This window comes from Hyphomonas sp. CY54-11-8 (assembly GCF_000682735.1).
Taxonomy (GTDB): Bacteria; Pseudomonadota; Alphaproteobacteria; order Caulobacterales; family Hyphomonadaceae; genus Hyphomonas.
In genome coordinates this window covers 467,859-490,282 of record NZ_AWFD01000001.1, presented here as the reverse complement: position 1 = coordinate 490,282, position 22,424 = coordinate 467,859, and the positions used below count along the sequence as shown (strand labels likewise).

At 62.7% G+C, this 22,424-nt stretch carries 25 protein-coding genes; 19 read left to right on the top strand and 6 right to left on the bottom strand.

Features of this window, described 5'->3' with window-relative positions; translation table 11 throughout:
* Positions 1–3 precede the first annotated feature (3 nt).
* A complete protein-coding gene (locus HY17_RS02550; RefSeq protein ID WP_034761850.1) occupies positions 4–1,533 on the bottom strand; it encodes a pilus assembly protein in 1,530 nt (509 codons plus the stop codon).
* 266 nt (positions 1,534–1,799) lie between these two features.
* Here HY17_RS02550 and HY17_RS02545 point away from each other — a divergent pair, with 266 nt between their 5' ends.
* Positions 1,800–2,594 (top strand): thymidylate synthase, encoded by a 795-nt coding sequence (locus HY17_RS02545; protein ID WP_034761848.1) that lies wholly within the window; start codon positions 1,800–1,802, stop codon positions 2,592–2,594.
* A 6-nt stretch (positions 2,595–2,600) separates the two neighbouring features.
* Here the strand turns inward: HY17_RS02545 and HY17_RS02540 are convergent, their stop codons facing one another.
* A complete protein-coding gene (locus HY17_RS02540) occupies positions 2,601–2,954 on the bottom strand; it encodes a carboxymuconolactone decarboxylase family protein (protein ID WP_233348591.1) in 354 nt (117 codons plus the stop codon).
* A gap of 122 nt (positions 2,955–3,076) precedes the next feature.
* Between HY17_RS02540 and HY17_RS02535 the strand changes: the two genes are divergently transcribed.
* The 4 genes from HY17_RS02535 (at position 3,077) to nadS (ending at position 5,244) form a co-directional block, all read left to right on the top strand.
* Positions 3,077–3,766, top strand: a complete 690-nt coding sequence (locus HY17_RS02535; protein ID WP_034761844.1) for an SOS response-associated peptidase — start codon at positions 3,077–3,079, stop codon at positions 3,764–3,766.
* 107 nt (positions 3,767–3,873) lie between these two features.
* Complete coding sequence (gene aqpZ / locus HY17_RS02530; RefSeq protein ID WP_034761841.1) at positions 3,874–4,557, top strand: aquaporin Z; 684 nt, start codon at positions 3,874–3,876, stop codon at positions 4,555–4,557.
* A gap of 52 nt (positions 4,558–4,609) precedes the next feature.
* The gene (locus tag HY17_RS02525) at positions 4,610–4,951 is read left to right on the top strand and encodes a type II toxin-antitoxin system RelE/ParE family toxin (protein WP_034761838.1); all 342 of its coding nucleotides are present in this window, start codon (positions 4,610–4,612) and stop codon (positions 4,949–4,951) included.
* The gene (gene nadS / locus HY17_RS02520; protein WP_034761837.1) at positions 4,948–5,244 is read left to right on the top strand and encodes a NadS family protein; all 297 of its coding nucleotides are present in this window, start codon (positions 4,948–4,950) and stop codon (positions 5,242–5,244) included. The genes HY17_RS02525 and nadS overlap by 4 nt, the downstream gene beginning before the upstream one ends.
* Positions 5,245–5,253: 9 nt before the next feature.
* On the opposite strand, the gene HY17_RS02515 is transcribed toward nadS, so the two are convergent.
* Positions 5,254–5,925: a hypothetical protein gene (locus tag HY17_RS02515; RefSeq protein WP_233348589.1), complete on the bottom strand. Its 672-nt coding sequence runs from the start codon at positions 5,923–5,925 to the stop codon at positions 5,254–5,256.
* A gap of 145 nt (positions 5,926–6,070) precedes the next feature.
* On the opposite strand from HY17_RS02515, the gene HY17_RS02510 reads away from it, so the two are divergent.
* From HY17_RS02510 to HY17_RS02495, 4 genes are all read left to right on the top strand, one after another.
* Positions 6,071–6,610, top strand: coding sequence for a dihydrofolate reductase (locus tag HY17_RS02510; protein ID WP_034761835.1), 540 nt, complete (start codon positions 6,071–6,073; stop codon positions 6,608–6,610).
* A 95-nt stretch (positions 6,611–6,705) separates the two neighbouring features.
* Positions 6,706–7,614: an SMP-30/gluconolactonase/LRE family protein gene (locus HY17_RS02505; protein WP_034761833.1), complete on the top strand. Its 909-nt coding sequence runs from the start codon at positions 6,706–6,708 to the stop codon at positions 7,612–7,614.
* A gap of 22 nt (positions 7,615–7,636) precedes the next feature.
* On the top strand, positions 7,637–8,713 hold the full coding sequence (locus tag HY17_RS02500; protein WP_034761831.1) for an MBL fold metallo-hydrolase: 1,077 nt from the start codon (positions 7,637–7,639) through the stop codon (positions 8,711–8,713).
* A gap of 29 nt (positions 8,714–8,742) precedes the next feature.
* Positions 8,743–9,840, top strand: coding sequence for a serine hydrolase (locus HY17_RS02495; RefSeq protein ID WP_034761829.1), 1,098 nt, complete (start codon positions 8,743–8,745; stop codon positions 9,838–9,840).
* Here the strand turns inward: HY17_RS02495 and HY17_RS02490 are convergent.
* Complete coding sequence (locus HY17_RS02490) at positions 9,837–11,000, bottom strand: Mrp/NBP35 family ATP-binding protein (RefSeq protein WP_233348587.1); 1,164 nt, start codon at positions 10,998–11,000, stop codon at positions 9,837–9,839. The genes HY17_RS02495 and HY17_RS02490 overlap by 4 nt on opposite strands.
* 142 nt (positions 11,001–11,142) lie before the next feature.
* On the opposite strand from HY17_RS02490, the gene hflK reads away from it, so the two are divergent.
* The 4 genes from hflK (at position 11,143) to HY17_RS02470 (ending at position 14,906) form a co-directional block, all read left to right on the top strand.
* On the top strand, positions 11,143–12,246 hold the full coding sequence (gene hflK / locus HY17_RS02485) for an FtsH protease activity modulator HflK (protein WP_034761825.1): 1,104 nt from the start codon (positions 11,143–11,145) through the stop codon (positions 12,244–12,246).
* Positions 12,247–12,257: 11 nt separating this feature from the next.
* Positions 12,258–13,151 (top strand): protease modulator HflC, encoded by an 894-nt coding sequence (hflC, locus tag HY17_RS02480; protein WP_034761823.1) that lies wholly within the window; start codon positions 12,258–12,260, stop codon positions 13,149–13,151.
* Positions 13,152–13,170: 19 nt separating this feature from the next.
* Complete coding sequence (locus HY17_RS02475; protein WP_034761820.1) at positions 13,171–13,371, top strand: DUF2065 domain-containing protein; 201 nt, start codon at positions 13,171–13,173, stop codon at positions 13,369–13,371.
* 83 nt (positions 13,372–13,454) lie between these two features.
* Complete coding sequence (locus HY17_RS02470; protein ID WP_034761817.1) at positions 13,455–14,906, top strand: Do family serine endopeptidase; 1,452 nt, start codon at positions 13,455–13,457, stop codon at positions 14,904–14,906.
* A 2-nt stretch (positions 14,907–14,908) separates the two neighbouring features.
* Here HY17_RS02470 and HY17_RS02465 read toward each other — a convergent pair whose 3' ends face one another.
* Together HY17_RS02465 and serB are read right to left on the bottom strand one after the other, a co-directional pair.
* On the bottom strand, positions 14,909–15,322 hold the full coding sequence (locus HY17_RS02465) for a biopolymer transporter ExbD (RefSeq protein WP_034761815.1): 414 nt from the start codon (positions 15,320–15,322) through the stop codon (positions 14,909–14,911).
* Positions 15,323–15,490: 168 nt separating this feature from the next.
* Positions 15,491–16,375 (bottom strand): phosphoserine phosphatase SerB, encoded by an 885-nt coding sequence (serB, locus tag HY17_RS02460; RefSeq protein WP_081812925.1) that lies wholly within the window; start codon positions 16,373–16,375, stop codon positions 15,491–15,493.
* A gap of 71 nt (positions 16,376–16,446) precedes the next feature.
* Here serB and miaA point away from each other — a divergent pair, with 71 nt between their 5' ends.
* The 6 genes from miaA to ilvC all read left to right on the top strand — a co-directional run bounded on the left by miaA (position 16,447) and on the right by ilvC (position 22,388).
* Positions 16,447–17,397: a tRNA (adenosine(37)-N6)-dimethylallyltransferase MiaA gene (gene miaA, locus HY17_RS02455; RefSeq protein WP_034761814.1), complete on the top strand. Its 951-nt coding sequence runs from the start codon at positions 16,447–16,449 to the stop codon at positions 17,395–17,397.
* Positions 17,398–17,585: 188 nt separating this feature from the next.
* Entirely contained in the window at positions 17,586–19,358 is a 1,773-nt protein-coding gene (locus tag HY17_RS02450; RefSeq protein ID WP_034761812.1) for an acetolactate synthase 3 large subunit, read from the top strand.
* A 42-nt stretch (positions 19,359–19,400) separates the two neighbouring features.
* Positions 19,401–20,099 carry a hypothetical protein gene (locus HY17_RS02445; protein ID WP_139068991.1) on the top strand — a complete coding sequence of 233 codons (699 nt, stop codon included), beginning with the start codon at positions 19,401–19,403 and terminating at the stop codon, positions 20,097–20,099.
* Complete coding sequence (gene ilvN, locus HY17_RS02440; protein ID WP_034761807.1) at positions 20,096–20,665, top strand: acetolactate synthase small subunit; 570 nt, start codon at positions 20,096–20,098, stop codon at positions 20,663–20,665. Before HY17_RS02445 ends, ilvN begins: the two co-directional genes overlap by 4 nt.
* Positions 20,662–21,318, top strand: coding sequence for a hypothetical protein (locus HY17_RS02435; protein WP_034761804.1), 657 nt, complete (start codon positions 20,662–20,664; stop codon positions 21,316–21,318). The genes ilvN and HY17_RS02435 overlap by 4 nt, the downstream gene beginning before the upstream one ends.
* A 50-nt stretch (positions 21,319–21,368) precedes the next feature.
* Positions 21,369–22,388, top strand: coding sequence for a ketol-acid reductoisomerase (gene ilvC / locus HY17_RS02430; protein ID WP_034761802.1), 1,020 nt, complete (start codon positions 21,369–21,371; stop codon positions 22,386–22,388).
* Positions 22,389–22,424 lie beyond the last annotated feature (36 nt).

Below are 22,424 nucleotides of genomic sequence, written 5' to 3'. Positions count from 1 at the left end.
GGCTTACTGCTTGATGCGCAGGTCGGCGATCGACTGGGCGATTTCCTTGTAGACCTGCAACAGCTCATCCCCGTCGGCGGCCGAATAGGCGAAGGCCGGGCTGGTGGCGCAGTATTCGAGGATCGTTCGCCCGTCGCCGGTTTTCTGTACCGAATCCGGCACCTGGAAGCCGACCGTGTAGATCGTCACCTTGGACGGCGAAGCCTTCATCTGGTCACAGAGGTCCATGGATTGCTGGAAAGAGCCTTTGGACGCAGAGAAGTGCTGCGAGTTGAAGTCACCATCGGTCATCAGGATGAGGGCCTTGGTAGCGTTCACCTCGTCATAGTTCCACGGCTTGGACTCCGCTGGCCAGATCGATGACCAGTTCGGCGAGATGAGATACCAGCCCCACGCAATGCCGAGATGGCCGGCCGTACCGCCGCCTGCCGTCAGGCTGTTCACATGCGCCTGGAGCGCAGCCTTGTTGTCCGTCAACGGAACCGGGCCGGAATCGCGGCAGGTGGCATAGTTGTTACGGAACGCGCCGGTATTGGAATTGGCGCCGCCATAGGCGACCTCCTGCCAGCCCCGGTATTTGTTCCGGTCACTGTAGCTGAAATACCATTCCGGGTTCGCTGCGCCGATCCAGGCGAGTGAGCCGGGCGCGACATCGGTGTCGGCCTGGCTGCCCGTGCGCTCATAGACGCAGCTGGACGTGACCGACACATCTGAATAATAGCGCCGCGCCGGATCCCAGTCCCAGTTCGAATTCTGATCACAAGACCCATAATCGAGGCAGGTACCGGTCTGGTAGTAGAAGAAACGCTTGCCGGTCGCGGAATCGTACATCCGCTTGCCATTGTAAGAATTGAAATTAGCAGAAGCGGCGAGGTTCGAAGCATCTGCCGGCAGGGACACACCGTCGGTCACCGCATTGATGTAGGATCCGGCATTGACGGAATTATTGTAGGTGGTGACCGCGATACGGATCGTCTTGTCATCCGGCATGTCGTCCGGCAGCAGGGTGTCGAAGGCGGCATTGGCCGCCGTCTTCAGAAGCGACAGGCGGTTATAGCTGTTCATCGAGCCCGAGACGTCGAACACGAAGGCCACGTCCACTTTGCCGACCGAATAGGTCGACGTGGTCGACACGCTGAAATCCAGATGGTCCTGGCCGAGGATCTGCGAAATAAATGTCGGCTGCGTACAGGTGATGTTGGCTGTGATGTCTTCACTGACATCATCGAGCACCACGCCGATGCCCGTGCAGGTCATGCCGCCGCCCTGCATGCTGATCAACGAGTTGGCATAATTGCGGACTTCCGCCTTCACCTCTTCGTCGGTCTTGCCCTTCTGGCGTTCCAGGGCTCCCGCAAGCACGGCGGAATCCATGGCGTACTGGACCTTCTCCTTTTGGGAGATCGTGAACCGCAAATCGATGGCGAACCCGGCCAGGCCCATGATCGCCACGATAATCAGTGCCATCAGCACCATGATATTGCCGCGCGTATCCTGACGATACCGCTGCACTAGTTGCTGAACAGTCTTCATTCGAGAAAGCATTTTCCCAGCTCCGCCACCCGGAATCATCCTGCAGAATGCACACTTTGAGTTGCAGTAGCGTTCTACCCGAAGCTCGAATTTCTGTCGGGCAGGTAAAACTGCATTAACTTTTGGGGGTCGCCCGGTCCCGCCGCTTCGTTCAATGCCCGACGAGGGAGGCGCGCTAAAAGGAATCGCGCTAGAAACGGGTCGTTTGTGACACGCCAGAGAAGCTGGCCAGATGAAATGCCCTGAGAAGCTGAGGAGCCGGATCCATGCAACAGTATCTCGATCTTCTGCGCGATGCGCTCGAAAATGGCTTTGAGCGGGGCGACCGGACCGGGACCGGCACGCGGGCGGTGTTCGGCCGCCAGATGCGCTTCAATCTCGAAGACGGCTTCCCGATGGTCACGACCAAGAAGCTGCACCTGCGCTCGATCATCATCGAGCTTCTGTGGTTCCTGAAGGGCGATACCAATATCAAGTACCTGAAGGACAACAAGGTCTCGATCTGGGATGAGTGGGCCGACGAGCATGGCGACCTTGGCCCCGTCTACGGCAAGCAGTGGCGCAGCTGGGCCGCGCCGGACGGGCGCACGATCGACCAGATCCAGTGGGTGCTGGACGAAATCAAGACCAATCCGAATTCGCGCCGCCTGATCGTGTCAGCCTGGAACCCTGCAGACGTGAACGAGATGGCCCTGCCGCCTTGCCACTGCCTTTTCCAGTTCAATGTCATGGACGGCAAGCTGAACTGCCAGCTCTACCAGCGCTCGGCCGACATCTTCCTCGGCGTGCCGTTCAATATCGCCTCCTACGCGCTGCTGACCATGATGATGGCGCGCGCCACGGGCCTGAAGCCCGGTGAGTTCATCCATACGTTCGGCGATGCGCACCTCTACCTGAACCATGTCGAGCAGGCCGAGCTTCAGCTCTCGCGCCAGCCCCTGCCCCTGCCGACCATGCGCATGACCCCGGACAAGACGGACCTGTTCGGCTGGGAGTATGAAGACTTCCAGCTCGAGAACTACCAGGCCCACGCCCACATCAAGGCGCCGGTGGCTGTCTAGACGAGACTAGTCCTTCAGGGCCTGCCAGGCGTTCCAGGCGTCGGCGGCGTACATGAGGCTTGGGCCACCGCCCATGTAGACGGTCATGCCGAGCGCTTCGGCCACTTCCTCGTCCGTCGCGCCGAGACGCTTCAGCGCCTTGGTGTGAAAGCCGATACAGCCATCGCAATGCGTCGCGACCCCGATGGAGAGCGCGATCAGTTCCTTCATCTTCTTGTCGAGCGCGCCATCGGACAGGGCGGCTTTCGACATGGCGGCAAACTGGTTCAGCGTTTCCACCGCGCCGGTCTCGCGCAGGCCCTTGATGCCTTCATTGATGGAACCGGTAATGGCGGCATAGTCCTTGGTACCCATGCTCATGATCGCTCCTGTCGTTTGTGCTGGTGTCTAGCTGGCGGTATAAAGTCTCCCCTTCAATAAGGGTTTAACCGGATAGAGAGATCGCGATTGGCAGGGGGCGCGCCGGCCTCTACGCTGGCTCCATGTGCGGACGGTTTTTCAGGCATGGCGTCACCTGGGCGGAGTATCACGCGGCCCTGTCGCTGATCCCGCCGGCAGGCGTGGAGCCGCCCGAGCCGGCCTATAATATCGCGCCGACGCAATACGTGCCCATCATCCGCCTGACGCCGGAGGGCGAGGCACAGGCGGCGGGTACGGTGCAGATGGCGCCCGCCATGTGGGGCCTTGTGCCCAGCTGGTGGCACCAGCCGCTGAAGGAGAAGAAATTCTCCACCTTCAATGCCCGCGCCGAAGGCCTGCAGGAATCGAACACGTTTCGCGGATCGTTCCGCCACCGGCGCTGCCTCATCCCGGCGAGCGGCTTCTATGAATGGACCGGACCAAAAAACAGCAAGACACCTTTTGCCATCGGCCTGCGCAACCGGCGCTGGTTCTGCTTTGCGGGGCTCTGGGACCGGGCCATGATCGATGGGTCGGAACTGGACAGCTTCACCATAATCACGACCAGGCCAAACGATCTGATGGCCGGGCTGCACACACGCATGCCGGTGATCCTGGACTCGCAGGACTATACCCGCTGGCTGACCGCCTCGACGAAAGAGGTGGAAGACCTGTTCGAGCCCTTCCCCACCGATGCCATGCACGCCTGGCCCGTCGGCGCAGCGGTCGGCAATGTCCGTAATCAGGGCCCGCAGCTCATCGAGGAAGTCTGACCAGCGGTTTCTCCCGGAACGCGCAACCGATTGCCGCATAAAGCGAATTCGATCACTCTTAGACGATCCACCGGGGAGGACCCGGGGACTATCTGGGAGGGTACCCAATGAAAATCTTTATCGCGGAACTCATCGGCACGTTCACGCTGGTCCTGTTCGGGTGCGGCGCAGCCGTGCTGGCGGGCGAGTTTGTCGGCCAGCTGGGCATTGCACTCGCCTTCGGTCTGTCCATCGTGGCCATGGCCTATGGCATCGGGCCGATTTCGGGCTGTCACATCAATCCGGCGGTCAGCTTCGGTGCCTTTGTCGCCGGGCGCCTCGGCATGAAGGACATGTTCCTCTACTGGGCGGCCCAGTTCGTCGGCGCCCTGATCGCAGCCGGCGTGCTCTACATGCTCGCCAGCGGCAAGCCGGGCTATGACATCGCTGTCAATGGCCTCGGCCAGAACGGCTATGATGCCGGCTCACCCGGCGGCTACAGCCTCGCGGCAGGTTTCGTCTTCGAAGTCGTGGCGACCTTCCTGTTCCTGGTGGTCATTCTCGGCTCGACCGCGAAGAACGCCCCCGCAGGCTTTGCCGGTATCTCCATCGGCCTGACACTGGCCATGATCCACATTGCGGGCATCCAGGTGACGGGCGTGTCGGTGAACCCGGCGCGCAGCTTCGGCCCGGCCGTGTTCGTGGGCGGCGAAGCGTTAACCCAGCTCTGGCTGTTCATCGTAGCCCCGCTGATCGGCGCCGGCCTCGCTGGTTTCCTCGCCACGCTGAACCTCACCGTCAGCGAGGATTAAAGGTGTGCGTCATTGACTTATACGTCAATGACGTTCATATACGAGGCAGAATATGGCTCATCAGACCGTTGTCGAAACGCCCGAATTCTTGCGCCGGGCGGCTGACATCGGTCTGACGGACAAGGACCGGGAAGATCTGGTTTCGCATCTGGCCCTGAACCCGGAGGCTGGCGTGTCTCTGGGTGGCGGGCTCAGAAAAGTCCGCATGGCCAGGCAAGGTGGCGGAAAGAGTGGCGGCTATCGCGTACTCCACTTTTTCCGGGCACCTGACATGCCGCTGTTCCTGCTGACGGTGTTTGCGAAGAATGAGAAGGCAAACCTGTCCCGCAAGGAACAGGCGGACTTAATCAAGTTGTGCGACCTGATCGCGCAAACCTATGGAGGCGGCAAATGACCAAAGCCTATGACAGCATCCGGAAAGGCCTCGAAGACGCCCTTGCCCATGCCAAGGGTGAGAAAACCGGCGCCCGCGTACATCAGATCGACGTACCGGAACCGGATGTCACCGCCATCCGGACACGCTCTGGCCTATCTCAAGCGGAGTTCGCGCGCAGCATTGGCGTGGCGGTCGGAACGGTTCGCGGCTGGGAACAGGGCCGCAGGCGCCCCGAAGGCCCCGCCCGCGTGCTGCTAGCGCTGATCGAGAAGCGGCCGTCCATCGTGCAGGAAGAACTGCGCGCGGGCTGAAAGGCCCCCTCACAATTCGGCAGGATTGGTCAGGCCAAGATCTTCGCGCCGCCGGATCACGGCGGACACGATGACCGCGCCGACCATCTTGCCGATGACGAAGACGATCCAGTTCCAGACATGGAGCGAGTTGCCGGGGTCGGCGCCGAGCTCGATCTGCTTGGCGAGGTCTGCGCCATAGAGGAAGACGGTCGTGTCCACTGGCGCCGCGAACAGGCTGGACAGCAGGATCCGCGTCGACAGGCGGTACTTGGTGAAGGTGAACATCAGCCAGTCCACGCCTTCGGAAATGGCGAAGGCGACGCCGCTGGCCAGCGCGATCACGGGCCAAGCATAGTAGAACGACCAGCCCACCGCGAGCGCCATCACGATCAGCACGCGGTGGTGCATCTCGCGCTGCACGAAATCGCGCACCACGAACACCATGCCGGTCACCATCGTCATCGGGTGCAGCGAGACCCCGTGCGGGAACATCTCACTCGTATGCGGGGTGACGACCTGGAACTCCGGAATGACCCCGAACGACCAGTTCAGGAAGGGAATCAGGGCGACATAGATGATCGCCCAGAAGCGGCCCTGGAGGTACCAGATTGCCCCGAATGTCAGCGCCAGCGCCAGAAGCGCAGGCAGCAGCTGCTCTGCGTGCCCATTGGTAAGCACTGAAATCAAAGTATTAATCACGAAGCTCCCCGGCTGACTGGCATTATTGGCAGACGCCGCTGAGTTGCAAGTCTTGTCATTACCCGGGTGTAATGGCCACTACATCACCTGCACGGGGCTGCCCCCGTCACCCCGACAGGAAATCAGCAACAAAGGTGTTGCCCCCATGCCGGACAGTCTGAACGTCTGCCTTATTGCCGCCCGCGGCAAGAACAATGTGATCGGAAATGAGGGCGACCTGCCATGGCGCCTGAAAGACGATCTGACCTTCTTCAAGAAGGTGACGATGGGCTGCCCCATCCTGATGGGCCGCAAGACCTGGGAAAGCCTGCCGGTACGCCCGCTGAAGGGCCGCGAGAACATCGTGATGACGCGTGACTGGACCTATAGCGCCCCCGGCGCGCGGGTCTATTCCAGCTTTCCGGCCGCCATCAATGCGGCTCGCGCCGTGGCCGCACGGCAGGGCGCCGGCTGCGTCTTCGTCATCGGCGGCGCTACGATCTATGATCTCGCCCTGCCCTATGTGGACCGCATCTTCATGACCGAAGTCGACGCCAGCCCCGACGGCGATGTCCATTTCCCGGAGCTGCACGCGAAGGATTGGTCCAGCGAAACGCTCGCCACCTATCCGGCCGGGAATGGGAATGATCACGCCTTCTCCATTGTCCGGATGGATCGTCAGGTAGCCACCGCGCCGCGCGCCTGACAGGGCCGCACGCAAAAAGTATTGACACTCTAACTGCCAGATTGCAGTTTCGCCCGGTCGCGCCTAGGGTGACCTCCATCTATGGGAGGAAAAACATGGAATTTGAAACAATCGCCAGCGGCCTGCGCTTTCCGGAAGGCCCCGTCGTCATGGCTGACGGCTCCATCATCGTGGTGGAGATCGAGAAGAAGTGCATCACGCGCTGCTGGGACGGCGGCAAGACCGAAGTGATCGCGACGCCCGGCGGCGGCCCCAACGGCCTGGCCATCGGACCGGACGGCGCACTCTGGGTCTGCAACAATGGCGGCTTCATCTATCACGAGCAGGACGGCATGCTGATCCCCGGCAACTGCCCGCCGGACTATGATGGCGGCCGCATCGAGCGCGTGGACCTGTCTACTGGCAAGGTCGAGCGCGTGATCGAAGAAGTCGACGGCAAACCGTTGAAAGGTCCGAACGACCTCGTCTTCGACAAAGACGGCAACATGTATTTCACCGACCACGGCAAGACCTATGACCGCCACCGCGATTTCGGCGGTCTGTACTTCCTCGCCAATGGCGCAAGCGCCGCAAAGGAACTGGACTACCACTATTCCAGCCCGAATGGCGTCGGCCTTTCGCCCGACGAGAAGACGGTCTTCATGGCAGATACGATGACCGGCCGCATGTGGGCGTTCGACCTGGAGAGCCCCGGCGTCATCAAGCCGGCCACGCCTTTCAATGGCGGGCGGGTCGTGGCGACCATGCCGGGTCTGCAATATTTCGACAGCCTCGGCATGACCGCTGCGGGAAATGTCTGTGTGGCAACCATCCTGAACGGCGGCATCACGACGATCACGCCCGAGGGCGAGTTCAGCCATATCGCCTTTCCGGACATCCTCGTCACCAATATCGCCTTCGGCGGGGACGACATGCGCGATGCCTACATCACGCTGTCGGGAACCGGAAACCTGATCAAATGCCGCTGGCCGGAACCCGGCCTGAAGCTCAACTTCAACGCCTGATCCATCAGGCAGGGGGACAACAATGCGATTTCTGAAGCCGGTTCTTGTTATCCTGGCGCTGTTGCTTGTGGCCGGGGCCGTTGCCCGCACAGTCTTCAGTGTGCAGATCGGAGAGGCGGTCTTCAGTTCCGCGCTGAGGAAGAATGTCGGCAGGAGCGCACTTTCTGGTGTGCCTGACGGCCTGATGGTCGTTCTGGTCGGCACCGGCTCCCCCCTGCCGGATGCGAAGCGGGCCGGTCCGATGACGGTCGTCACAGCGGGCAACCGCGTCTTCATCGTCGATGCGGGCGCGGGGTCCGGCCGGAGGTTCGGCGAGCTTGCCCTGCCCTGGGGCCGGGTGGAAGCAGCCTTCCTGACGCATTTCCATTCCGACCATATCGACGGCCTTGGCGAAGTGATGCTGCAGCACTGGGCCGCCGGCGGGGCCGACACGCCGCTTGCCCTCTACGGTCCGGAAGGCGTGGAACGTGTCGCAACCGGCTTCAACGAGGCCTACGCACAGGATGCGGTCTACCGGATCGCCCATCACGGCGCGGATGTCGTGCCGCCCTCCGGTGCGGGCGCGGAGGCCTTTCCCTTCGTCACCGATGGCGGCGCGGTGCGCGTCTATGAGCGGGACGGCCTCACCATCACCGCCGTGCCGGTGGACCATAGCCCGGTGCATCCGGCGGTCGCCTACCGGTTTGACTACAAGGGCCGTTCGGTCACGATTTCGGGCGACACGAAGAAAGGCCAGGCCCTGATCGATCTCGCCCGCACTACAGATGTCCTGGTCCACGAGGCCCTGAATGACGAGATGGTGGGCGAAATTGCCGGCCGGCTGGACACGCTCGGTGCCAAACGGCTCGAAAAGATCATGCACGACATTCCGGACTATCACACCAGCCCCGTGCAGGCGGCGGAAGTGGCAAGCGAAGCCGGCGCCGGTCTTCTGGTCTTTACCCATATCGTGCCCGCCCAGCCGAGCCGCATTCTTTACCCTGCCTTCCTGAAAGGCACGAAGAAAGCCTTCGACGGCCCCATCGTCATGGGCGAAGACGGCATGGCCTTCGTCCTGCCGGCCGGATCAAGCAAAATTGAGCGCAAGCGACTGGACTAGGTTGTCAACGCTCCTTACCTGCGGCCGTCATGAAACAAAGCCTGATCGCGGCGCTTGCCGCAGCCCTGCTGGCGTGCGGCTGCACTGCCGAACGCCCAACCCCTGACACGCCTGCCGCGACGCATAGCGCCGAAGCAGCATATACGGACGCGCTTTCCACCCTGCTCGACGAGTTGGCCTTCTCCGGCACGCTGCTTGTCAGCAAGGGGGACGACATCCTTCTGCGCGAAGCCGTGAATGCGTCCCCGATAGCGGACGCTGTGGACGTCACGCCCGAAACCCGTTTCCCAATCGCCTCCATGACCAAGAGCTTCACGGCGGCGCTGGTGCTGAAGCTGGTGGATGAGGGAAAGCTCGGGCTGGACCAGACGCTGGCTGAACTTCTGCCCGAATTCGATGTGCCGTATGCGGGCGAGGTTACGCTGCGCCAGCTGCTGCAGAACCGGTCAGGCATTCCGCATTACATCGATATCCCCGGTTGGTTCGACAATGATGTGAAGCGCGCCTTCACGGATGCGTCCTTTATGGAGGCGCTTGAAGGGCTGGACCTGAAATTCGCCCCCGGCAGAGATTATCTGTACTCGAACGTAAATTACTATCTTCTGGCGCTCATTATCGACCGCTATTCCGGCATGGATTACGAGACCTGTCTGCAGACGCAAATCCTGGGCCCGCTTGGTATGACTGCGACCGGCCAGCTCTACCGGGACACAGACGGCCTCGCCGTAAACTACCTGAAGAATGATGACCGCACTTACGAAGCCATCCCCGTCGTGAACCCGGTCCTGTTCCGCGGCACGGCCTCCATGGTCTCGACCGCGGATGACCTGAACGCCTGGGGACACGCCGTCATCGATGGCGAGATCTATTCAGACGCTGCCGCCGCAGAAGCCTTCAACGCCGACACGCCCATGGCCTGGAGCGTGGCGGACCTCCCCGTCACGGACGACCAGAGCGTTGGCGTCACCTATTATAATGGCCGCCTGATCGGGTATCTCAGCCTGATCATGCTGGTGCCGGAAGAAAACGGCGTGATCGTCATCCTGAACAACAATACGGCCGGCTATGAAAACATGATCGGCCTCGCAGCGACGCTGGCCGCAGAGCATTTCGGCGGCGAGAACTAATCCTCGAACACGATTTCCGGCGGCGCCTTGGTTTCAAGCGTGTCGAGGCCGATGGCGACCTTGCGGGCAAGCTCGTGGAAGGCTTTGGCCGTTTCCTCGTCGCCGATGGCCGCGGGCACGCCTGCATCGCCGCCCTCGCGGATGGCCTGCAGCATCGGCACCTCTGCCAGCAAGGGAATCCCGAGCGCATCGGCCATGCGTTTGCCGCCGCCATGGCCCATCAGGTAGTGCTTCTGGCCCGCTGGGTCCTGGAAATAGCTCATCGTCTCGACCAGGCCGATCACCGGCACGGCGGTCTTGGTGAACATAGCCGCGCCACGGCGCACGTCTGCGAGCGCCACTTCCTGCGGCGTTGTCACGATCAGCGCGGCGGTCACCGGTACTTTCTGCGCGATGGTCAGCTGTGCGTCGCCCGTGCCTGGCGGCGTGTCGATCACCAGCACGTCCAGCGGGTCTTCCGGCGTACCCCATTCGGCATCGTTCAGCATCTGCGTGATGGCCGACATGACGATCGGCCCGCGCCAGATCATCGGCGCGTCAGGGTCTGACAAATAGCCGATGGACAGCGTCTTCATCCCGTGCGCCTCGACCGGGATCAACTTCTTGTTCTTCGAGCCCTTCGGCTCAGCCCCCTGCGTGCCCAGCATGGTGGGGATGGAGGGGCCATAGATGTCGGCATCCAGCAGGCCGACCTTCATGCCGGTCTTGGCGAGGGCGGCGGCGAGGTTCACCGAAACGGTCGACTTGCCCACCCCGCCCTTGGCGCTGGCGACGACGAGGATGCGGGAGATGCCGGGGATTTTCGCGATGCTCCCCTGCTGGCGCTGGGGGGCACCCTGCTGCATCGCCTCATCCGACAGGCGGGCGCCTTTCTGCACCCGGCGCGGCGACGGAGTGAGATTCAGCAGCTCGGTCCTTCCTTTTGGCTGGCCTTTCGGTGCCACCGGCGCAGGGCTGTGACTGTGATTATGCCGCACTGCGGTCAGCACCGTGGTGACCTTTTCGATGCCCGGAACGAGGCCCGCCTTGCCTTCGGCTTCCATCCGCAGGGCCTCTGCGGCCGCCGTATCAGCCGGATCGGCCTCGATCACCAGCACGGCCCGACCGTTCTCGTCCACGCTGACTGACTCCAGCCAGGCCGGGCTGCCAAGCGCTTTCATGACAGCATCCGCCTGTTTTTGCCGGGTTTTCCCCTTAGAACCGAACATGACCGCGACCCTCTATCCCTTGATGCCCCGAAAAGGGCATGCATCTATTAGCAAAGCACCTATATGGAAGCGAACACGCGCAACAGGAGGGGCCATGCCCTGGGATGATAAAACAAAAGGTAGCGGCCCGTGGGGCGGCGGTGGCGGCGACAAAGGGGGGGACGATGGCAACTCTCCCTGGAAACGCCCATCCGGCGGCAGCGGAGGCGGTGACCTCGAGGATCAGATGCGCCGGATGCAGGAACGTTTCCGCAATCGCGGCAATGGCGGCGGCGGTGGCCGGCGCCGTGGCGGCGGGTCCGGCCCGAATTTCGGCCCGCTCGGCATCCTTGTTCTCGCCGGCATCGCGCTCGTAGCCTGGCTGATGACGGGTGTCGTCGTGGTCGACGAAGGCTCGCGCGCCGCTGTGTTCCGTTTCGGCCAGTGGCAGACCAATTTCACGCCCGGCCTGCACTTCCACCTGCCTGCCCCGATCGAGACGCATGTCGTCATGCCGTCCGAGAAGCAGCAGGAAACCCAGATCGGCAACAACTCCAACGAAGCCCTGATGCTGACCGGCGACGAGAACATCGTCGATGTCCGCTTCCGCGTCTTCTGGTTCTACGATCCGGCCAATCCGGAAAACTTCATCCTCAACGTGGATGGCGGCAGCGAGCTGCTGAAAGCCTCCGCCGAGAGCGTGATGCGTGAAGTGGTTGGCAAGTCAAAACTCGACGATGTCATCACCACGGGCCGGACCACGATCTCCGAACAGGTGAAGACCCAGCTCCAGGCCCTGATGAACGACTATCGCGCCGGTATCCAGGTGCAGAACGTCGAGATCCAGGAAGCGGCCGCCCCTGCGCAGGTGCGCCAGGCCTTCATCGACGTGGTCAATGCCGGCCAGGATGCTGAAAAGGCCATCCAGGAAGCCAACAAGTACGCCAACGACATCATCCCGCGTGCTGAAGGCCAGGCCCAGCAGGTGCTGCAGAACGCCGAAGCCTATCGCGAGCAGGTGATCGCCAACTCAACCGGTGAAGCCGCACGCTTTACCTCCATCCTCGACGAATACCGCAAGGCACCGCAGGTGACCCGCGAGCGGATGTATCTCGAGACGATGGAGCGGGTCCTCGGCAATGCCGACAAGGTGATCCTCGACTCCGACTCCGGCGCAGTGCCTTACCTGCCGGTCAACCCCAACCGCAGCAGCCAATAGGAGCGATCATCATGCGTGGACTTGGTATCTTCGCCCTCGTCATCGCCGCCGCGGCGCTGATTGTCGGCATGAACAGCTTTTTCATCGTCAACCAGACCGAACAGGCGCTCGTCCTGCAGGTCGGTAAGGCACAGGCCGCCTATAACGCCCCCGGGCAGAACCAGGCCGGCCTGAAAGCGAAAATGCCGTTCATCCAGAACGTCATCAAATACGACCGCCGCAATATCGGCCTCGACATTCCGAACATCGAAGTGCTGGCCTCAAACCAGGAACAGCTGATCGTGGACGCGTTCGTGCGCTACCAGATCTCTGATCCCCTCGCCTTCTACCAGCGCCTGCAGACGCAGCGCGTGGCCGAGAACCAGCTGTCGCAGTTCACGAACACGGCCATCCGTAACGCGCTGGCAAACAAGCTGCCGGAAGAGATCATTTCCGGCCAGCGGGCTACGCTGATGGACGAGATCCGCGAGAACCTGTCGGACTCGATCGCCGGGCGCGGCATCGACATCATCGATGTGCGTATCCGCCGGGCCGACCTGCCGGCTGACGTCTCCGAACGCGTCTTCCGCCGCATGGAAGCGGCCCGGAACCAGGAAGCCGAGCTGATCCGCGCCAATGGCGACAAGCAGGCCCAGGCGGTTCGTGCCAAGGCTGATCGCGACAAGACGGTCATCCTCGCCGAGGCAAACCAGCGGTCAGAAGAGATCCGCGGTGAAGGCGACGCCAAGCGGAACGAGATCTATGCCAGCGCCTATGGCCGCGATCCGGAATTCTTCCGCTTCCAGCGCGCCCTGATCGCCTGCGAACAGTCGCTGAAGAAGGGCAATACGCAGATCGTGGTTGCCCCGGACAGTCTTGGCCTGTGCGACGAGTTCATCGCCGCCGCGCGCAAGAACTCGAAGTAAGCTTGGGGAGCTTTCAGCGATGTCTCTGCCACTGATCCTGCTGGCGGGTATCGGCATGTGGTTTCTGCTGGAAGGGGCGGCCTATGCGGTCGCCCCCGACTTCATGCGCCGCCTCGCCGTCCTCGTGACGCAGATGAGCACACGCGAACTGACCATGGCGGGCCTGGGCGGCGGCGCGGTCGGCATCGTGCTGATATGGCTTGCAGTTCACTTGGGCTGAATCTGTTGCACCTTGCCCGCAAAGCGCCATAGTCTGCGGTAAAATCACTTCCATGATCCGCCCGCAGAGGAAGCCGTAGTCACATGCGATTCCCGGCTCTTGCCGCCCTTGCCCTTCTCGTCTCTGTTCCGGTCGCTGCCCCTGCCGCAGCGCAGCAGAGCCTGTCCCGACCGGTCGAGGGCCTCGACCAGAAAGACCGCCCGGCAAGTTTCCGCGACCTGTCGAAGCGGCTGATGCCGGCCGTGGTGAACATTTCCACGTCCAAGACGGTTGCCCCGGAAGGCATGCCGACCTTCCCGGAAGGGTCTCCGATGGAGCGGTTCAACGATTTCTTCGGCCGCGATGATGACGGTTTCCGCCGCGAGGGCTCGCTCGGGTCCGGCTTCGTGATCAGCGCCGACGGCTATGTCGTCACCAACAATCACGTCATCGAAGGCGCTGACGAGATCGAAGTAAATTTCGCCAATGGCCGCGTGCTGGATGCCGAACTGGTCGGGCGCGACCAGGATACGGACCTCGCCGTGCTGAAGGTAAAGTCCGACACGCCCCTGCCCTTTGTCAGCTTCGCCGACAGCGACGCGGCAGAAGTGGGCGACTGGGTGATCGCCATCGGCAACCCGTTCGGCTTTGGCGGCTCTGTCTCCGCCGGCATCATCTCGGCCCGCAACAGAGACCTGAACGCAGGCCGCTCCGATGATTTCATCCAGACCGACGCGGCCATCAACCGCGGCAATTCCGGTGGCCCGCTGTTCAATCTCGGCGGTGAAGTCGTCGGCGTGAACACGGCCATCATCTCGCCGACCGGCGGCTCCGTCGGCATCGGCTTTTCCGTGCCGTCGAACCTCGTTGACCGGATCACTGGCGAACTGATCAAGTCCGGCCGCATCCGCCGCTCCTGGCTGGGCGTCAATGTTCAGGATGCGGATGAAGCCCTTGTCCGCGCCTACCGCGCCAGCGGCAAGGGCGGCGTCATCGTCACCCGCATCACCGATGACGGCCCGGCCGACAAGGCGAAGCTGGAAGTTGGCGACCTGATCCTGACCTTCGACGGCCAGCCGGTCTCCAGCGTGCGGGAACTGACCCGCGTCATCGCCGACACACCGATCGGCAAGGATGTGCCTGTGCGCCTCGTGCGCGACGGCCGCGCGCGCACGTTCACCGTCACCATGGGCGAGCTCCAGGAACAGGCCGATGAAGACGCCGCCCAGCTGCCGGACCTGCCCGCCAGCGCAAACGATCTCGGCGCCGACCTCTCCAGCCTGGATGACGATATCCGCCGCCGCTATGGCGTGCCGAAAGACGTCGAAGGCGTCGTCGTCACTTCCGTCTCGGCCCGCGGCCCGGCCTATGGCAAGCTGGTACGCGGCGACGTGATCATCGAAATCAATTTCGAGCGCGTCTCGACGGTCACCGATACGCTGGAAAAAGTGAAAGCTGCCCGCGCCACTCCGGCAGAGCCGCTGCTGGTCCGCGTCAAACGCCGCGGCGAAGCCGGCTGGTTCGACCAGTTCCTGAGCGTCGATCTCGCGAAGTAGGTTCAGATCGCCTCGGCGGACTGCGCCATTCCGATACTGACCCCTTCTGTGTACCCGGCATCATAGGCGGCGTCGCGGACCAGGGTGACCAGGCCGGATTTTGCCTTTGACTCCACTTCGATGGCAATCTGGATGTCCGGCGTTTCTGCTTTCTTGCGTTCTATGGCCGAGCGGACGGCGCCGATATCAGTCGTCCGCCCGTCGACGCGGATTACGGCATCCTCGCTGATCTGGATCAGCATGGCCTTGCCAGAGCCGGCGCCCGTGCCGCTGGCGGGCGACTCCAACCTGATCGCCTGCTCCTGCGTGAAGTTCGATGTGACCATGAAGAAAATGAGCAGGATGAAAACTACGTCCAGCATCGGCGTCAGTGACACTTCCGCTGTCCCTGCCCCGGTCCGGTGTCTGCCTCTCATATTGGCCTCCCTCTGTTCCATTTTCCGGAGACCATACACGTAATGTAATGACGTTACAAATAAATACCGGCCGGAACCGAAATTGGACGTCAGGGCCGCACCATACATGGTCCATACATGGTGTATTCACGGTGTAGTTCACGGTCTGGAGGGCCGTTTATCCACCCCCTAGCTGACGAATTCCTTCGCCTCATAGCCCTGGAAGAAGAGCGCGGCGCGAAGGTCTGTGTGCTCGATCGCGGCATGCGCTTCGGCGGCCACGACAGGCTTGGCGTGATAGGCGACGCCGAGGCCGGACGCCTTGATCATGGCAAGATCATTCGCCCCGTCGCCCATCGCGATCACGTCTTCCCGGCGGATGCCGCCGGACGCTGCAAACTCGTCCAGCGCGGCGAGTTTTGCTTCGCGGCCCAGAATTGGCCGGCCGACCTCTCCGGTCAACTCCGTGCCATCATCGATCAGCGTGTTGCCGCGATGTGTGTGGAAGCCGGCAGCCGCAGCGACGCGGGAGGTGAAATAGGTGAAACCGCCTGAAACCAGGACAGTTTCAGCCCCGTCTGCCTTCATCGTCTCGACTAGGGTTTTCGCGCCGGGATTCAGCGTGATCCGCTCTGAATAAGCGTGATCGAGCGCATCGAGGCCGAGGCCTTTCAGCATCGCCACACGGGTGGTGAGCGCGCCTTCAAAGTCCAGTTCGCCGCGCATGGCGCGTTCGGTGATGGCGGAAACCTCGGCTTTCAGGCCCGCGAAATCTGCCAGCTCATCGAGGCATTCCTGGCCGATGATGGTGGAATCCATGTCCGAGATCAGAAGGCGCTTGCGGCCGCTTGAGGCGGGCAGCACAGCGGTGTCGACGGGGTGCCCCTTCTCCGCCAGCCGGGCCCGCAGGCGCGCGGCCTCGTCCTCTGTGCCCGGCACCTGCCATTCCAGCGCGACGAGCCCGTCCACACTGCCAAGCGAACGCGACGGCGCGACCCGGCCGAGTTCCGGCGAGACTTCCGCTTCCAGTTTCGCGGCATCCATGGCAGCGACGGCGACAATCCTGAGGCTCATGACAGTATTCCCGGGTTTTCCCGCGTCATCATGGGTTTCCTCTTGGATGACAACCCCTTACCTCTATTGGCATGCACCCGGCCATCCTGATCCACGGCCCTACGGCCAGCGGCAAGACCGCCCTCGCCATCGAAGTCGCCCGGCGGCTCGACGGGGAGGTGATCAATGCCGATTCCATGCAGGTTTACCGGGACCTGAAAGTCATCTCTGCCCGCCCGGACGAGGAAGAGATGCAGGGCGTGCCGCATCACCTGTTCGGCCACGTCAACGCGGCCGAGCGCTATTCCACCGGCCAGTGGCTGGAGGAGGCTCGCGCCAAGATCCGCGTGCTCCAGAAGAAGAATAAGCGCGCCGTGATCGTCGGCGGCACCGGGCTTTACCTGCTGGCGCTGACACAGGGCCTGTCGGCCATCCCGCCCGTGCCGGAAGAGGTCCGCGCCGAAGTGCGCGACATTGCCGAAGCCGAGGGTGCCGAGGGCCTGCGCGCCCGGCTTGCACCGCACGACGCGGAAACCGCCGAACGCCTCGGCACCGGAGACAGGCAGCGCCTCGCCCGCGCCTATGAGATCTGGCTCGCAACCGGGCGGCCGATCACCGACTTCCACAATGAGCGCCAGCCCCCTGTCCTCCTGGACCGGGAATGGATGGGCTTCGCCCTCACTCCGCCGCGCGCCAAGCTCTATGCCAAGATCGACCGGCGCTTCGAAGGCATGCTGATGCAGGGCGCCATGGCCGAGGCCCGGGCCCTGATCGAACGGGGGCTGGACCCCGAACTGCCGGCGATGAAGGCCCATGGCATGCCGTGGCTGGCCGCCTTTGCCCGCGGCGAAATCAGCGCCGAATTCGCCGCCGAGAACGCCAAGCGCGACACGCGGCGCTATGCAAAGAGGCAATTCACGTGGATTGGCAGGCAGTTCCCGTTCTGGCCGAGAATTCCCGGCACCGAAATGAGCGATCGCATGCGGGTGATTCTTGCCCTCTACAGGGAGATTGACAGGGAGATGGAGGCAGATTATTCCTAGCCCCCGTCGTTGGAGGAAACGCACGTGCGCATGTCAGAGGTACTCGTACTTAGACACCCGTAGCCGGAGTTCGCCAGAACCGGTTGCGGGTGTGCGCACAAAAGGGTCTCCGAAGGGGGCCCTTTTTCTTTTCAGAAAACATCCCGGACAAAACCTTCCTTTCTAACCTCAGACGCCAGAGCCAAGTCATGACCGTCAAAACCAAACAGAAGACCGAAACCCGCCTGATGACCGGCGCCGAGATCGTAATCACGGCCCTCCGGGAACAGGGCGTAGAGGTCATGTTTGGGTATCCGGGCGGCGCCGTCCTGCCGATCTATGACGCGCTGTTCGCCGCCGACGACATCCGCCACATCCTGGTGCGCCATGAACAGGGCGCGGGCCATGCCGCCGAAGGCTATGCCCGCTCCACCGGCAAGTGCGGCGTGGCGCTGGTCACCTCCGGCCCCGGCGCGACCAACATGGTCACGCCGATCACCGATGCGATGATGGATTCGATCCCGATGGTCGTCATCTCCGGCCAGGTGCCGACACACCTGATCGGCACGGACGCCTTCCAGGAAGCCGACACGACCGGCATCACGCGCAGCTGCGCCAAGCACAATTACCTCGTCACCGATGTCGACCAGCTGGCCCGTACCATCCATGAGGCCTTCCACATCGCGACCTCCGGCCGCCCCGGCCCGGTCGTCATCGACATCCCGAAGGACGTCCAGTTCGCCACCGGCACCTATTCCGGCAAGGACGGCGTCCACAAGCCGACCTACGCCCCGCGCACCGAACCGCAACCGGAAGCCATTGAGGCTGTCGCCGAGCTGATCGCCATGGCCCGCCGGCCCGTTTTCTACACCGGCGGCGGCGTTATCAATTCCGGCCCGAAAGCCTCCGTAGCGCTGCGCAAGCTGCAGGCCGAGACGGGCATTCCGGTCACCTCCACCCTGATGGGCCTCGGCGCCTTCCCGGCCTCCCACAAGGACTGGCTGGGCATGGTGGGCATGCATGGCAGCTACGAAGCCAACAATGCGATGCACGATTGCGACCTGATGATCTGCGTCGGCGCCCGCTTCGACGACCGCGTGACCGGCCGGATCGACGCCTTTTCGCCGAATTCCAAGAAGGTCCACATAGATATCGACCCTTCCTCGATCAACAAGATCGTCCGGGTCGACGTGCCGATCGTTGCCGACTGCGCCGCAGCACTGGAAGCGCTGATCGCGGCCGTGAAGCACCGCAAGGGCAAGAAACCGGACCTGAAACCCTGGAAGGCCGAGATCGACGTCTGGCGCGCCCGCGACTGCTTCGCCTATGAGCCGTCGGACAAGATCATCAAGCCGCAATACGCGATCGAGCGCCTCTATGCCCTCACCCGCGAGCGCGAGACCTTCATCACGACCGAGGTCGGCCAGCACCAGATGTGGGCGGCGCAGTTCTTCCATTTCGACGAGCCGAACCACTGGATGACCTCCGGCGGCCTCGGCACGATGGGTTATGGCCTGCCGGCAGCTGTCGGCGTGCAGTGCGCCCATCCGGAAGCCCTCGTCATCGACATTGCGGGCGAAGCCTCGATCCAGATGATGATGCAGGAACTCTCCACGGCGGTTCAGTTCTGCCTGCCGGTGAAAGTGTTCATCCTCAACAATGAATGGATGGGCATGGTGCGCCAGTGGCAGGAATTACTGCATGGCGAGCGCTATTCGCACTCCTATTCGGAAAGCCTGCCGGACTTCGTGAAACTGGCTGAAGCCATGGGCGCCCATGGCATCCGCTGCGAGGACCCTGCCCAGCTGGACGACAAGATCATGGAAATGATCGAGCATCCGGGCCCGGTCCTGTTCGACTGCATGATCGAGAAGGACGGCAACTGCCTTCCGATGATCCCGTCGGGCTCTGCACATAACGAGATGATCCTCGGGCAGATAACTGGTAACGAGATTGGTGAGACCGGGCGCAAGCTGGTCTGACTTCTGAGAGACCGGGAACCGGCGACGCTTCAGGGGATGGTGATGGCCACAGACAATATCTGGCAGATGCTGACCGACAATGTCGGGACGGTGGTTACGGTACTGTCCGCCATTGCCGCCGTGATCGGTGCCCTCGCCAGCCGCGCCGAAACCCGCAAGCAGCGCCAGTTGCGCACCGAGCAGCTCCGCCAGACGATCGACAGTTCCAGCCTGGACTGGGGCAGCGCCGCCATCGACACGATGGCACGGGCGGCCATGCTCGCCCGCACCCGCCACCTGCACGGCAATGAAGGCTCCTTCCAGTCGGCCAAAGCGGCAACGCTGGTGAACCTGACCGCACTGATCGACCGGGGCCGCATGTTCTTCCCCAATCTGGACGAGCAAAAAAAGGGCACGGAAAAGGATGGCGCCTATCGGGGCTCCCGTCCGCCAATCCTGGACGCAATCGTCTGGGTTCATTGTGAAATTTCAGCCCTCACCCGCGATGGCGGTCCGACGGGCGACAACAGCGCCGACTTCATTGACGACTGCCGCCGCCTCGTTGTCTCGGAACTGCAGGCCCATCTCGACCCGCGCCGGTTGAACCAGGTCGTCGGACGGTATGACGGACAGACCCGCACCCACCAGAAGCAGGCGATCGAACGCGCTCAGTCCCTCAGGCAGCTGCTCTTGACTCGGCGTCCCGGGGTCTCCATCGACAACTCAAACCGCCACCCAGAACAGCCGGAGACTGTACAATGAGCGACGGATCCGGAACGCCCGCCCCAAACGGGCCGAAATCCGCTTACTTCCTCAATCACGAGGATGAAGCCGTCGAGCGCCGCACGCTGGCCGTGCTGGTGGACAACGAGCCGGGCGTGCTGGCCCGTGTCGTCGGCCTGTTCTCCGGCCGTGGCTACAATATCGACAGCCTGACGGTCGCGGAGGTGGATTCCTCCAGCCACCAGTCGCGCATCACCATCGTCACCCAGGGCACGCCGCATATCCTGGAACAGATCGAAGCGCATCTGATGCGTCTCGTGCCGGTCGGCGAAGTCGTGGACATCACCAAGTCGAAGCGCGGGATCGAGCGCGAACTGGCCCTCGTGAAAGTGGCCGGCACCGGCGAAAAGCGCGTCGAAGCGCTGCGGATTGCCCAGATTTTCCGGGCGAATGTGATCGATACAACGAATGAGAGCTTCATTTTCGAGATCACCGGCGCGTCGGATAAAATCAGCCAGTTCGTGGACCTGATGACGCCGCTCGGCCTCGTCGAGGTGAGCCGTACGGGCGTTCTCTCCATCAAGCGTGGTAAGGAGAAGGGATGAGACGTCTCTTCGCCCTCCCTTTCCTGGCGGCCTGTTTTACGGCGCCTGCCCTCGCCGAAGTGCCGGTGCCGGACAGCTGCCAGCCGCGCATCGCGGGCGTCGCCCTCGCTGTGGCCGATGAGGCCGGCGAGGCGCAGCTGACATGCGATGTCGACCGCGCCGCCATCTTCCAGAGCCGGGCGAACGCGATTTTCGGACCGGTCAGTAATCCGCTGGTGCAGGTCGTTGACCTCGCGGTTTCGCTGAGCGGGGCGGTCTACGTATATGCCGTCAGTGACGTGCAGGGCGCGATGATCCTCGACGCCCGCTCCGTCCCGGCGGACATGGACGATCCCGACAATGTGCCGGTCTGCCACCTGCACACGCTGATGCCGGATGAGGCCGCATCCGAGGTTTCCCTTGGCCTGCTGAAGGCCGCCTCGCCCGACCTGCCCGGCTATGCCGAGCGGATGGAAGTCGTGGTCAATCCGGACGGATCGCACCGGTCTGTTCTCTTGCTCGACTCCCACGACGTGGTCAGCCGCGTGCAGACCGCGAACGGGACACGCGATTTCTCCCGCCACATCCGCCAGAGCGACGATGTGGCGAAACTCAACGAATTGATCATTGGCGTCGCCAATGTCAGCGACGGCTGGGACTGCAACGCCCCCTGACCGCCTAACCCCTATCCAGAACAACCCCCGACGGAGCCGAACGGAAGCCCATGAAAGTTTATTACGAGCAGGACGCAGACCTCGCCCTCATCCAGAGCAAGAAAGTGGCCGTTGTCGGCTATGGCAGCCAGGGCCACGCCCACGTGCTGAACATGCGCGACAGCGGTGTAAAGCAGGTCAAGGTCGCCCTTCAGGAAGGGTCCGCCAGCCGCAAGAAGGCACAGGCCGAAGGCCTTGAAGTCGTCACCCCGGCAGAAGCCGCCCAGTGGGCAGACGTGCTCATGATCCTCGTGCCGGACGAAAAGCAGGCTGTGCTTTACGCCAACGAGATCGAGCCGCACCTGCGTGCCGGCCAGCACATCATGTTCGGCCACGGCTTCAACGTGCACTACAACCTGATCCGCCCGCGCGCCGATGTTGACGTGTCCCTGTCGGCCCCGAAAGGTCCCGGCCACACGCTGCGCGCACAATACCAGATGGGCTTCGGCCTGCCGGGCCTGATTGCCATCCACCAGGACGCCACGGGCACAGCCCAGGCTGTCGCCCTCTCCTATTCCAAAGCCATCGGCAACACCCGCGCCGGCGTCATTGAGACGAGCTTCCGTGAAGAGACCGAAACCGACCTCTTCGGCGAACAGGCCGTGCTTTGCGGCGGCATCGTCGAGCTGATCAAGGCTGGCTACGAAACGCTGGTCGAAGCCGGATACGCGCCGGAAATGGCCTATTTCGAGTGCCTTCACGAGACCAAGCTGATTGTCGACCTGATCTATGAAGGCGGCATCGCCAACATGAACTACTCGATCTCCAATACAGCCGAGTATGGCGAATACGTTTCCGGCCCCCGCGTCGTGAACTCGGATGCCAAGGCGAACATGAAAAAGGTCCTGGAAGACATCCAGAACGGCACGTTCGCGCGCAACTGGGTGCTGGAAAACCAGGCCGGCGCGCCGGGCTTCAACGCCATGCGCCAGCGCATGAACAGCCACCCGATCGAAGAAGTCGGCGAAAAACTGCGCGGCATGATGCACTGGGCCCAGAACGACCGCCTGGTCGACAAGTCCCGCAACTAACTCACTCTCGCGCCTCCGCTCGAACGCTGATAGAGC